The 12,209-nt window shown below is 70.7% G+C and carries 14 protein-coding genes; 1 reads left to right on the forward strand and 13 read right to left on the reverse strand.

The features are described 5' to 3' along the window. The first annotated feature begins 110 nt into the window (after window positions 1-110). Entirely contained in the window at window positions 111-596 is a 486-nt protein-coding gene (locus ABL308_02105; GenBank protein ID XBQ16676.1) for an A24 family peptidase, read from the forward strand. Window position 597: 1 nt separating this feature from the next. Here the strand turns inward: ABL308_02105 and ABL308_02110 are convergent, their stop codons facing one another. The 13 genes from ABL308_02110 to ABL308_02170 are packed head-to-tail and all read right to left on the reverse strand — an operon-like array spanning window position 598 to window position 12,206. Then, entirely contained in the window at window positions 598-1,077 is a 480-nt protein-coding gene (locus ABL308_02110; protein XBQ16677.1) for a hypothetical protein, read from the reverse strand. 3 nt (window positions 1,078-1,080) lie between these two features. Then, window positions 1,081-1,821 carry a type II secretion system protein N gene (gspN, locus tag ABL308_02115; GenBank protein ID XBQ16678.1) on the reverse strand — a complete coding sequence of 247 codons (741 nt, stop codon included), beginning with the start codon at window positions 1,819-1,821 and terminating at the stop codon, window positions 1,081-1,083. Continuing rightward, window positions 1,818-2,324, reverse strand: a complete 507-nt coding sequence (locus ABL308_02120) for a type II secretion system protein M (protein ID XBQ16679.1) — start codon at window positions 2,322-2,324, stop codon at window positions 1,818-1,820. The genes gspN and ABL308_02120 overlap by 4 nt, the downstream gene beginning before the upstream one ends. Further along, a complete protein-coding gene (gene gspL, locus ABL308_02125; protein ID XBQ16680.1) occupies window positions 2,321-3,595 on the reverse strand; it encodes a type II secretion system protein GspL in 1,275 nt (424 codons plus the stop codon). The genes ABL308_02120 and gspL overlap by 4 nt, the downstream gene beginning before the upstream one ends. Continuing rightward, a complete protein-coding gene (gene gspK, locus ABL308_02130) occupies window positions 3,595-4,575 on the reverse strand; it encodes a type II secretion system minor pseudopilin GspK (protein XBQ16681.1) in 981 nt (326 codons plus the stop codon). Before gspK ends, gspL begins: the two co-directional genes overlap by 1 nt. Next, window positions 4,572-5,228 (reverse strand): type II secretion system minor pseudopilin GspJ, encoded by a 657-nt coding sequence (gene gspJ / locus ABL308_02135; protein ID XBQ16682.1) that lies wholly within the window; start codon window positions 5,226-5,228, stop codon window positions 4,572-4,574. The genes gspK and gspJ overlap by 4 nt, the downstream gene beginning before the upstream one ends. Then, window positions 5,225-5,602 (reverse strand): type II secretion system minor pseudopilin GspI, encoded by a 378-nt coding sequence (gene gspI, locus ABL308_02140; protein ID XBQ16683.1) that lies wholly within the window; start codon window positions 5,600-5,602, stop codon window positions 5,225-5,227. Before gspI ends, gspJ begins: the two co-directional genes overlap by 4 nt. Continuing rightward, the gene (locus ABL308_02145; GenBank protein ID XBQ16684.1) at window positions 5,599-6,135 is read right to left on the reverse strand and encodes a GspH/FimT family pseudopilin; all 537 of its coding nucleotides are present in this window, start codon (window positions 6,133-6,135) and stop codon (window positions 5,599-5,601) included. Before ABL308_02145 ends, gspI begins: the two co-directional genes overlap by 4 nt. Window positions 6,136-6,144: 9 nt before the next feature. Next, window positions 6,145-6,618: a type II secretion system major pseudopilin GspG gene (gene gspG, locus ABL308_02150; protein XBQ16685.1), complete on the reverse strand. Its 474-nt coding sequence runs from the start codon at window positions 6,616-6,618 to the stop codon at window positions 6,145-6,147. Window positions 6,619-6,644: 26 nt separating this feature from the next. Continuing rightward, complete coding sequence (gene gspF / locus ABL308_02155; protein XBQ16686.1) at window positions 6,645-7,865, reverse strand: type II secretion system inner membrane protein GspF; 1,221 nt, start codon at window positions 7,863-7,865, stop codon at window positions 6,645-6,647. Further along, entirely contained in the window at window positions 7,852-9,336 is a 1,485-nt protein-coding gene (gspE, locus tag ABL308_02160) for a type II secretion system ATPase GspE (GenBank protein XBQ16687.1), read from the reverse strand. The genes gspF and gspE overlap by 14 nt, the downstream gene beginning before the upstream one ends. Before the next feature lie 4 nt (window positions 9,337-9,340). Then, the gene (gene gspD / locus ABL308_02165) at window positions 9,341-11,323 is read right to left on the reverse strand and encodes a type II secretion system secretin GspD (GenBank protein ID XBQ16688.1); all 1,983 of its coding nucleotides are present in this window, start codon (window positions 11,321-11,323) and stop codon (window positions 9,341-9,343) included. A gap of 37 nt (window positions 11,324-11,360) precedes the next feature. Continuing rightward, window positions 11,361-12,206, reverse strand: a complete 846-nt coding sequence (locus ABL308_02170) for a type II secretion system protein N (protein ID XBQ16689.1) — start codon at window positions 12,204-12,206, stop codon at window positions 11,361-11,363. Window positions 12,207-12,209 lie beyond the last annotated feature (3 nt).

The following is a 12,209-nucleotide window of genomic DNA, read 5'->3' on the forward strand; positions in this document are numbered from 1 at the left end:
ATTTTTGTTCCGAGGCGCTACAGAGTCAAGCGCGGCGAGTCAGGGCGCGCGCGCCCCTCCGCCCCGCGCCGCAGTTGGCGCAACCGTCGTTACGGGCGATAACGCCCGCCATGGAGTGGACGCCCCTTATTCTCACCGCGATCCTGCTCGCCGCGCTGGCGGCGCTGGCGGTGATCGACGCGCGCACGCTGCGTCTGCCCGACAAGATCACCCTGCCGCTGATCGCGGGCGGGCTTCTGGCCGCCTATGTCCTCGATGAACCGCTCTGGCTGCACGCGCTGGGCGCGGTGCTGGGCTATCTGGTCATGGTCGGGATCGAGACCGGCTATCTGAAAGTGCGCGGCAAGGCGGGGCTGGGGCGCGGAGACGCCAAGCTGTTCGCCGCGGGCGGGGCGTGGTGCGGTGCGCTTGCCCTGCCGCTGATCCTGCTGGTCGCGAGCGCGAGCGCGCTGGCCTATGTGCTGGTGATGCGGCTGGCGACGGGGCGGCGCTTCCAGATCGACCTGATGATCGCCTTCGGCCCGTTCCTGGCTTTCGGCATCGGGCTGATCTGGGTGCTGGTGCAGTTCGGGCTCACCGGCGCGGCCGGGTTCTGAGCTACCGGCCGTCCTCGCAGCGCCGCACGCCGCCCAGCGGCCGGACGATCTCGGAGCCGTCCAGGAAACGCGTCTTTAAAAGCGCGTCCTCGACCCTCAGGCCCGAACCGGTCTCCTCGCCGACCCGCCCGGTCAGGGTGAAGGTAAGATTGTCGGCCTGGGCGAGATAAACCCGCCGGATCTGGTCTCCCGGCACGAACGCGCCCGATTGCGGCGTCACGCCGGTTTCGATGATCCGGCCGTCATGAACGATCTTCACCCGGCGCGCGGTCTCGTCCTCGAAGAAGACGAAGGCGTTGGGCTCTCGCAGCTCGAACAGGAAGACCCCGCACTGACCGGGCGCCAGGCGCTGCGGCGGCAGGGAATCCGTCCGCACCGGCGCTTCCGGCTGGGACGCGGCGGGCGGCGCGCCGGGTAGCGACGGCGCGTTCGCGCAGCCGGCGATCGCGGTCACAGCGGCGAGAAGGATCAGGGTGCGCATGGCTCAGCCCTCCTGTGCGGACAGGGTGTCGGCGACATATACCTCGCCTTGCTGCTCGAAGCCTAAAAGCCCGAGCGCGGCGATGACCTCGCGGTCGGTGGTGCGCGCTTCCAGCCGCCAGTCCGGCTTGCCGGAGACGAGGCGGGCGGTCCCGGTGAGGATCAGCGTCTCGTTTTCCGCCGACAGCGTCATGCCCAGCGCGCCGCCCAGACAGGTCAGATCGGCGTTCAATAGCGGCAGGCCGGCGCCGAATCGCTCGCCTGCGGAGACCAGAGCGGCGGTGGTGATCCGGCCCTGCGCGTCGATGCAGCCGCCCTGATCGTCGAGCGCCAGCCGGTCGATCACCATGCGCGCGGTCTCGCCCGCCGGCAGGCTGGCCGCGGCGAGCGCGGGGATCTGATCAAGGCGCAGTACGCCGTCGGCGTTCTCGATCACCACGCCGGACGGGGCGAGGATCAGCCGGCCCGCGCCGCGCAGATCGGGATCGCTGATCGTGACGTCCCAGACCGCCCGGCCGCCCAGAAGCGCGGCGGGCCGCATCTCGGCCCGGGCCGCCTCGATCCGGGCGCCGCCAGCGGAGATCCGGCGCAGGCTCGCATCCCAGATCGTGCCGGTGACCAGCCCCGCTTCGACCCCGGAGGGGCGCGCAGCCAGATCGAAGGCCAGTCGCGCGGGCGCGGTCGCGACGGCGGCGATCACGAAGGCGATGAGCCCGACGCCGAGAAGCCAGGGCCAGCGCGTCATGCCCCGCCTCCGGGCCGCCTGAGCAGCAGCTGGGCGCGGACGATCCCGTCGCCTTCCCGGTCGAGGCTCACCCGTTCGACCATGACGCCCTCCTCGCGCGACAGGGTGACGAGCCAGCTTAAAAGCGCGTCGGCCTGAGCGGCGTCGAGCCAGACCCCGAGCCCGCCGTCTTCGAGCGGCTGGACGCGCGAGATCGGCAGGCCGCGCGCGTTCGCGCTGGCGCCGACGATCGTCCTGAGCGGCGCAGAGCTTCCTGCGCGCTGCGCCTCGCTGGCCGCGCTGCGATACCGGTCGAGCCCGGACACCAGCGTCTCGTAATCGGCGGCGGCGCGGGCGTAGACCCGCTCGGACGACGCTCGCCAGCTCAGCGCAGGCCCCAGGATCGCAAACCAGATCACCGTGCCGGCCAGAAGCGCGGCGAGCCCGGCGAGCAGGATCTGCTCGCGTGCGGTGCGCTCGGCCCAGGCCGCGCGGGCGGGTTTGATAAGCTCGGCGGGGGTCATGGCGTCCTCACGGTGAAATCGCCGACCACGCCGGTCTCGGCCTGCCGTGCGCCGCCGTCCTCGAGCACCACGCCAGCCTGATCGGCCGCGGCGCGCAGGGCTTCGAAGTCGCCGAAATCGGAATAGCGCGCGGTGACCGACAGCCCGCCGCGCGCCGCGTCGTAGCGGATCGCGCTGATCTCCACGTCCTCGACCTCTGCGGCCACCGCGCTAAGCGCTGCAGCGAGTTCGAGGAAGGCGCCAGAGCCCTCCTCCGCACCGATGGCGGCCAGCGAACGGCGCAGCTGAGCCTGAGGGTCGACCACGCGGGTGTCGGGGAAGACCTGTTGGAAGGCTGCGATCTCGGCGTCGCGATAGGCTTCGGTGCGCGCCTCGTAATAAAGCGCCTGACCGATCGACAGGGCGGCCACGGCGAAGACGGCGGCCAGCGCCAGCACCGCCGCGGTCCTGAACGGGGCGAGCAGCTCGGCCCATTCGATGCCCGAACTCCAGCCCGCGCCGAGCAGGGGCGGGACCGCGTCGAACGCGGCCGGATCGATTGCGGCGGCGGCGAGGTCGAGATCAGGCGCGGGCATGCGCTTGAGCGCGACCGGCACGCCTTCAGGCGCCAGCAGGTCGGGATCGACGCCCTCGCCGGCGATGATGCGGCGCGGGCCGATCCGGTCGGCCAGCGCAGGCAGGACGAGGCTGGCGAGATCGGCCTCCACCGCTCCGGCGACCGGTTCGGCGGCGACGACGTCGGGATCGCGATCGTCACCGCCCTCGGGCGCGTTGGAGAGATCGCCGTTTCGCGTCTGGAAGACGACCCGGCCATGATCGAGCACGGCGGCGAGATCGGCGCCATGACCTTCGATCATCATCGCGTCCGGGGCGAGATGAACCGGTTTGACGCCGAGCCCGGCGACGCAGCGCCGCCAGCTCTCGACGATCGCGCGGCCTGCGGCGAGCACGTAGCGGCGGCCGTCCGCACCCTTCGGACCGGTCTCGATCACCGCGTCCTCGAGCGGCTGGGCGAGCTGTTCCTCGATCAGGAAGGGCGCGGCCCGGCGGGCGTCCCGCTCCGATGCGCCGGGTACGGACAGGCGCCGCACGAACACCGCCTCGGAGGGTAGAAGCGCGACCGCGCGCTCAACTGAAACGCCGTCAGGCAGCGCAGGCGCGTCGCCGAGCGCAGCCTCGCCTTTGCCCGCGCGTGCGCCGTCCTCGACCAGCGTCCAGCGATAGCGCGCCGCGCCGGGATCGGCGGGCAAGCGGATGACCAGCACCGCCATCACCAGGTCCCGAACCGTTCGCCGCGCCGCCGGATGCGGCCCGCCTCGTCCAGCTCGGCGAGCTGGCTCAGCGTGAAGCGGGCTTCGTCGAACGTCACGGCGACCTCCATGTCGAACCAGCGGCTGCGCAGCGCGAAGCCCTCGCGCTCGGCCGGTTCGAGATTGAGCCGGGCGATCAGAGGGTCGGCGAAAAACGCCTCGAGCGCGTCATACCCGTCCGGCGGCCTGCGGAAAAGCACGGCTTCGGCGTCGGATGCGGAAAGCCGGCCGTCGAACTGCGCGGCGAGCAGCGCGCCCTGATCGAGCCTGAGCGTGTTGGGATTGAGATCGGGCTGCTCGAACACCGGGCGCACGCATAGCCAGGGCTTCAGCACAGCGTAGAATTCCGGCGTCATCTCAGGCAAAGCGAGCAGCTCTTCGAGCTCGGTGAACGCCCGGTTCGCGGCGCGATAGGGCGGGCTGAAGCGGGCGTATTCGGCGTCTTCTGCGCCGCCCGGCTCGGGATCGTCGTCAGCGTCGATCCAGTCGATGATCTGCCCGGCCAGACGCTCGCCCGCCCCCGCCGGCGCGCCGATCTCGCGCAGCAGCGCCCGGAAGGTCGCGCGCGCCCGTTCGGGATCAGCGTTCGTGACCGTCTCTGCGCCGCCGTCAGCCAGGGCGTTGATGTTGAAACAGTTGTTTCCGTCCGAAATGCGTCCGGTGATCTGGCCGCCCTCGATCGGAAACAGCTGCGGACCCGACAGCCAGACCTCGTCAGGGCGCATCACCTCGCGCCTCGGATCGCCGGCGTTGATCAGCACCGACTCCGCGAAATCGCGCGCCCCGCGGGCGTACCAGTAGGCCTGCCCGCGCGCATCGGCGGCCGTGGTGCGCAAGACTGCGAACCGGCTGAGATCAACGAGCTGGACGGCGACGGCTGCCATCAGCGCCACCAGAAGCAGCGCGGCGATCATCACCGTTCCGTGTTCGGAGCGTTTCATGACGCTGCTCCCGCCGCCGGGGTCAGCACCACGTGCTCCATCCGCCCCAGCCCGTCGAGCGTGTAGACGATGCGAACGGCGGCGGGCGGGCTGGCCGCGCCCGCCTGACCGTCCTCGCCCGGCGTGATCCGCACTTCGTCCGCCCAGCCCGCGCCGGTGAAGAATCCCAGCTGCAGATCGCGCACGCCGGTGGCGATCAGGGTACGAACGGGATCGGGCCCGCGCGCGGCGTCCGGATAAGGTCCGGCCTCACGCCACAGCGCCGCGCCGTCATAAAGCCAGCTGACCCGTTGCAGGGTGGAGCGCGGCTGAAGGGTCTCCGGGTTGGTCCATCCGGTGCGGGTCAGCACGACGATCTCGCGCGCTTCGGACAGCCCGCGCACCTGTTCGACGCCGAGCACGGAGCCCGCGAAGACGCGCGGATCGGTGAAGCCCTCCGCATCGCGCACCGGGCGCATGACCAGCTGGCCGAAATCGGCTTCGGCGAGCGCGGCGACGCGCTGCGCCGCGCCGAGGCGTTCGAGCGCGGCTTCAGCCTGTTCCTGGCCGCGCAAAGCGGCGCTCAGCATGCCGACAGACAGTGTACTGACGAGCGCGAACACGGCGGTCGCGGCCAGCACTTCGACAAGAGAGAAGCCCGCCTCGCGCCTCATGGCCGGGCCTCGCGCAGGAAGGTGACGAGCCGGGCGCGTTCCTCGCCGTCTTCTTCGAGGACCAGCTCGACCCGGTCGAGCCCGGGCGCGCCGGACCGGCCGACATCGAGCCGCCAGTCATAGCTCACGCCCGCCATCTCGAACACGCCGGTGCGGTCAGACAGCGCGCCGCCGCCCGCCTCGGCGATCCGGCTTGCGAGCACGCTGCGCGCGGCCATGTCCGCCAGCGCCGCATCGCGCGCCAGCCCCGCCGTGCGCGCGGTGGTCCCCAGCGCGTTCATCAGCGCCACGCCCGCGACCGCCAGCACCGCCAGGGCGGCGAGCATCTCGATGAGGGAAAAGCCCGCCTCGGAGGTCTTTTGCGCCGCGCTCATCGCCGCCCCTCCGCCTCGGAAAAGGCGTGCAGCGCCACGCGGCCCTGCCCGTCGCGCACAAGGAACAGCGGATCACGATCCCCGCCGGTCAAAGCGTAACGGAAGGGCGTGTCGGCGCCGGCCGGATCGAACCAGACCTGCGGCGCTGTCGCGAGCCGGGCGTCGCCGCCCACTCCGGCGCGCGTACCGATCGCGCCCTCCTCGACGGTGAGCAGAATATCCTCGCCTCCGAAGCGCACAGGGGCGAAGGCGGGATGATCCATATCCGGAGTCCAGCGCCCCTCCACGTAGTCGAAAAAGCGCCAGCCGCGGCCGTCCGGATCGGCGGCGAAGCCGACGGGCCGCCCGGTGACGAGCGCGGTCTGTTTCGCTTCGGCGAGCGCGCGGGTCAGCTGTTCGGCGGTTTGCCGGCGCGGGTCCTCGCCCGGCCTGATCATCACCACCGCCGCAGTCGCCATGACCGCGACGATCGCGAGCGCGACCAGCACCTCGACCAGCGAGACGCCGGCATCGGAAGGGGGGCGGGCGGTCATGACCGGCGGTCAGCGCTCCGCGTCGGGGTCCCAGTTGCCGATATCGGCGTCTTCGCCCTCGCCGCCCGCACGGCCGTCCGCGCCGAAGGTCCAGATGTCGAACCGGCCGTGCTCGCCGGGATAGAGATACTGGAACTGGCCGCCCCAGGGGTCGTCCGGGATGGACTGCTGGGACAGGAACCCGCCTTCGGGCCAGCGCGCAGCGAGGCGGCTGTCCTGGGGCGGGACGACCAGCGCTTCGAGGCCTTCTTCCGTGGTCGGATAACGCCCCATGGTGAGCCGGTAGGTCTCCACGCCCTGGGCGAGCTGGCTGACCTGCGCCTGCGCCGCGGTGCGGTTGGCGTTGCCCAGCATGGGCAGGACGTTGATGGTGATGATGGTGGCCAGCACCCCGATGATCACGATCACGACCATCACCTCGACCAGGGACAGGCCGGCCTCCTCGTCCTCGAAAGGCTCGGCGTCGTAAGCGTGCAGATCCATCACGCCTCTCCTTGCTTGCGCGCCCGTCAGATCAGGGCGGCGGTGTTCAGTTGCAGTATCGGCAGCAGCACGGCGAGCACGATCGTGACCACGACCACGCCCATCACGATGATGATGCCCGGCTCCAGCAGCGACAGGCCCGCGGTCACCGCGGCGTCCACGTCGGCTTCCATGTGATCGGCGGCGCGCTCGAACATGTCGGCGAGCCGTCCCGAGCGCTCGCCCGCGGCGACCATGTATACCATCAGGGGCGGGAAAAAGCGTGACGCCCTCAGCGCGTCGGCCAGCCCCTTGCCGGTCTCGACCTGCTCGACGATCCCGCCAGCGACCTCGCGGAAAACCAGATTGTCGCTGGCGCGCCGCGCGGCGCGCAACGCGTCGGGCAGCACTGCGCCAGAGGCGATGAGGATGCCCATGGTGCGCGAAAACCGCGCCGCCTCGACCTTGCGGGTGAACCCGCCCAGCACCGGCAGCTTCAGCCTGAACCGGTCGAGCGCACGGCGCACCGCTTCGCGCCGGATCAGAACCAGATAGGCCGCGACGATCAGCCCCGCGCCGATCAGCAGCACCGGCCAGCTCGCGGCGAGAAACTCCGAGATCGCCATCATCACCCGGGTGATGAGCGGCAATTCCATGCCCATCGAGCCGAACTGGTCGGAGATGCGCGGCACGATGAAGGCCAGCAGCACGCCGACCACCAGCACCGCCATCAGCCCCAGCACGGCCGGATAGACCAGCGCCCCGCCGACCTTGCGCTTGAAGAGCTCGGCCTGTTCGAGATAGTCCGCCAGCCGATCGAGCACGAGCCCGAGCCCGCCTGCGCTCTCACCAGCCGCGATCATCGCGCGGTAGACCGGCGGGAAGCTGCGCGGATGGGCGGCCATCGCCTCTGACAGGCGTTCGCCCTCGGTCACCTTGGCGCGCACGCCCATCAGCACGCGATTGACCGGCTCGGCGTCGGACTGCGCGCCGACAAGGCCGACCGCCTCTTCCACCGGCATGCCCGCCCCGATCAGCGTGGCGAGCTGGCGGGTCACACCGGCGAGTTCGCGCGGCTTCATCGCGCGCGGTCCGGTCAGGCGCTTGAGCAGGTCCGCCCCGCCGCCCTCTCCGGCCTTGCTGACCGACAGCGGCGCCAGCCGGCGCCGTCTCAGCTCGCGCCGGGCGGCCGCTTCGCTGTCAGCGGACAGAAGGCCCCTGGTCTTGCGGCCCGACGCGTCGAGCGCTTCGTACTCAAACGCCGCCATCGCGCTCGCCGTCCTCGCGGGAGACCCGCATGACTTCTGCAAGGCTCGTCTCGCCCGCGCGCACAAGCGCGACGCCGGAAAGCCAGAGCGTGTCGCGCTCACGGAAGGCGTGATAGCTCATGTCGCTTTCGCGCGCGTCGTCATGGATCATCGAACGGATGCGGTCGTCCACGACCACCATTTCATAGATCCCGCGACGGCCCTGAAACCCGGTCCCGCCGCAGGCCGGGCAGCCGCGCGGTTCATAAAGCGTGCACGGGGCGTCCGGCGCGACGTCGATCATCCGGCGTACGGACGGATCGGGATCGTAGCCATGTTTGCATTCCGGGCAGAGCCGGCGGACCAGCCGCTGGGCGACCACAGCAGTGAGGGTCGAGGCGAGCAGATAGCTTTCAACGCCCATGTCCTTGAGGCGCGTGATCGCGGCGAGCGCGGAATTCGTGTGCACGGTCGAAAGCACCAGATGGCCTGTCAGCGAGGCCTGAACGGCGATCTCGGCGGTCTCCCGGTCGCGGATCTCGCCGACCATGACCACGTCGGGGTCCTGGCGCAGTATGGCGCGCAGGCCGGCGGCGAAGGTCATGCCGACCTTGGTGTTGACCTGCGTCTGTCCCACGCCTTCGACCGCGTATTCCACCGGATCCTCGACGGTGAGAATGTTGCGGGTCTGGTCGTTCAGAAGGTTGAGCCCGGCGTAAAGCGTGGTGGTCTTGCCCGCGCCCGTGGGGCCGGTGACCAGCACGATGCCGTTGGGCTGGGACAGCGCCTTCTTGAAGTCGGCCAGCTGCGGCGCGCTCATGCCCAGCATGTCCAGCGTGAAGCGCGCGCTCTCCTTGTCCAGAAGGCGCAGCACGACGCGTTCGCCGTACCGCGACGGCAGTGTGGAGACGCGCACGTCCACGCCCTTGCCGGCGAGCGACAGGGTCAGCCGGCCGTCCTGGGGCACGCGCTTTTCCGCGATGTCGAGCCGGGACATGACCTTGATGCGGCTGATCAGCGCCGGCGCCAGGCGCGGCGACAGGCTGACGGTCTCGCGCAGCACGCCGTCCACGCGGAAGCGGACCGAGACCTTTTCCTCGAACGGTTCGACATGCACGTCCGAAGCGCCCATGCGGACGGCTTCGGCGATGAGCCCGTTGATGAGCCGGATGATCGGGGCGTCGGACGCGCTGTCGAGCAGATCCTCGGTCTTGGGGATCTCGCTGATCAGCTCTGACAGGCTGACCTCGCCTTCGTCCGTGCTCTCCTCGCCCATCTGGGCGGCGAGCCCGTCGAAGGCGTAGATGTCCGACAGCGCCTTGTCGAAACCGCGCTGATCGACCGTCTGCACCGGAAACGCCGCGCCGGCGGCCCGGCGCGCCTCGACCAGCGCCAGCGGATCGGCGCCCGCGCGCATCAGAAACACCGGCGCCTCGCCGGGCTGAAGCGCGATCCCCGTCTGGCGGGCGAAGGCGTAGGCGAGCGGCTTCAAGCGCTTAGTCCTCCAAGGCCGGATCGGGCTCGGGCAGCGGACGGGCGAACGGATCGCCGCCCATCATCATGTCGACGATCTCGTCCAGGCTCGAGGTTCCCCCCGTCGCGCGGCGCTGCTCGGCGACGGTCTGGCCGTAGCTGGTCTGCGTCACCCGGCGCATGTCCGCGGCGTCGCGCACGATGGTGGGGCGGATGAAGACCATGAGATTGCGCCGGACCTCCGAGCGCGCCTCGTTCCTGAACAGCCGGCCGGCGACCGGAATCCGCGACAGTCCGGGTACGGAATCGTCGAGCAGCTGTTCGTCGCGCTCGATCAAACCACCCAGCACGATGATCTCCCCGTCGTCGGCGAGCACGGTGGTGGTGATCTCCCGGGTGTTGGTGATCAGCTCCTGAAAGTCCGCGCTGACCGGACCGGCGATCGAGCTGACTTCCTGACGGATGGCCAGCCGGATCACGTCGCCCTCGTTGATCTGCGGGCGGACCTCGAGTTCGACGCCGACGTCCTGACGCTCGATCTGGCGGAACGGGTTGGCGTTGTTCGAGCCCAGCACTTCGCCCGTTGTGATCGGGATCTGCTGGCCGACGATCAGGCCGGCCTCCTCGTTGTCGAGCACCATGACCTGGGGCTTGGAGAGCACGTTGCTTTCGGTGTCGGACTCCAGCGCGTTCAGGATCAGGCCGAACAGCGCGCCGTCGTCGCCGATCTGCCCGCCGACGCCGAACGCCCCGCCCCGCGCGCCCAGAAGCGAGCCGATGGCGAGATTGCGCAGCGAAAGATCGCCGCCTGTCGCCGGCGCGGCGCCGGTCAGGCTGTCGGTGACAAGCGCGCCGGTCAGCGCCAGAAGGTCGGGCGCCTGATCGGAGCCGTAGCGGGTGTAGGCGAAGGGCGTGGCGTCGGACCCGTCGCCGGCGAGCAGGAACTGCACGCCGAGCTCACGCGCGGCCTGGTCGGAGATCTCCACCACGATCGCCTCGACCTGGACCTGCGGGCGGCGCACGTCGAGCCGGCGGATCACCTGCTCGAGCTCGCGCAGCACGTCGGGGTCCGCGTTCATGATCATGGCGTTGGTCGGCTGGTGGAAGGCGATCGAGGTGCGCCGGGCCTCCGCGCCCGTCCCTGCAGTGAGGGACTCGGCGAACTGCTGCAGGATCGGCAGGATCTGCGCGCCCTCGGCATGGTTGAGATTGACCACGCGGAAGCTCTGCGTGGACCGGCTGACCGCGTCGATGCGGCGGGCCAGGGCGATCATCTCGGCGACCGCGCGCTCTTCGCCCCGCAGCAGCAGGGCGTTGGAGGCCGGAACGGCCGCGACCGACACCGAGAAGGCCCGGTCCTCGTCGCCCTGAGCGGTGCGCGTGCGCAGCCGCTCGACGATGCCCACCATGTCCTCGGCGGGAATGTTTTCCAGAACCACCATCTCGACGGTGGAGAGATCCCGGTCCATCGCACGGACGGCCTGCTCGACGGTCTGAACGTTGGAGGCGTAGTCCACGACCACCAGAAGGTTCGAGCCTTCCACCGCGTTCGCCGCGCCCGAGGCCGAGAGCATCGGGCCGATCGCGCGGATGGCGTCGCGCGCGCTGGCGTTGGTCATTCTGATCACCGAGGTGAGGAAGACCTCGTTGTCGCGGTCGGCTGTGACCTGCGCACCGGCGCGCGCGCCCTCCTGTTCGGGCAGGATCTGGAACACGCCCGGCCCGGCGCGCACGGCGGTGTAGCCGTTCACCCGCAGGGTCGAAAGAAAGACCTGGAAGACTTCTTCGGGGGTCAGCGCGGCCTGGGAGGTGATGGTCACCCGGCCGCGCACGTCGGGGTCGACGATGAAGGTGTAGCCGGTCAGAAGCGACACGTCGTCGATCACCGCCTGGATTTCCGCGTCGCGGAAATTCAGCGTCGAGCGCTCCTGCGCGGCGGCCGGAGCCGGGCTGGCCAGAAGCAGCGCCGCAAGGGCGATAAAGCCTGCGAACCGGGTGAACGCCATGATTTCCGCCCCTTCGTCCGGCCCGCGGGCCGTCCTTCTAGTCAGCGCCGAGCGACACGCTCAGCGTCAATGTTTCCTCGGCCCGGCGCACCGTGAAGCGCGCCGTGTCCGTGCTTTCAAAGGCGGTCAGCGCCGAGCGCACCGCCTCTGCATTCGTCAGCGCCACCCCGTTGAGCGAGGTGACCACGTCGCCGGGCTGCAGCCCCGACGCCTGAAGCAGGCGCGCGCTCGTGCCCTCGCCGATCCTGAAGCCGGACAGCCCGCCGGCCTCGAGCACCGGTTCGAGCCTGAGCCCGTCGATCCAGTCCTCCGCCGTCAGCCCCGAGCCGGGCGCAGCAGCCGGCGCAGCAGGCGCGACGGGCCGGGGCGCGCCGGCCGCACGGCGCGCGGCTTCCTCGCGCAGGAACAGGCTCTCGCGAGCCCCGCGCCGGTCGATGATGACGCGGTCTGGATAAATTTCCCTAAGCACCACGCCGGGCGCGATCTCCATGCCCACCGCGAGCGCACGCTGGCCCGCGCCGGGGGTCTCGATCACCGCCGAGCCCGATTGCGGATCGGCGCCGGTGCGCACCCCGCGCAGGGTGAGATTGAGCCGGGTCTCCGGCGCGTCGGGCACGACCGGCGCAGGGCCGGCCTCGCGCGCAGCGAAAAGCCCCGATTGCGACAGCACGGCGAGGTCGACGCGCGGGCCGGCGTCAGTGGACGCCCCGCCGGCCTGACCGGCGCCGACATCGATCGGCTGCGCGGCGCCGCCGTAAAGCGCGAACCACAGCGCCTGCGCGGCGATCACGCCGATCACCGCGGCGAGCACGAGCTCGGCCGCGCGCGCGGCGAGGCGCGTTGCGGACCGGTCGTTCCCGGCGGTGGCGGTCGCAAGGCTCATGAG

It is taken from the genome of Oceanicaulis sp. (genome assembly GCA_040112665.1).
In the GTDB taxonomy this organism is placed as follows: Bacteria; Pseudomonadota; Alphaproteobacteria; order Caulobacterales; family Maricaulaceae; genus Oceanicaulis.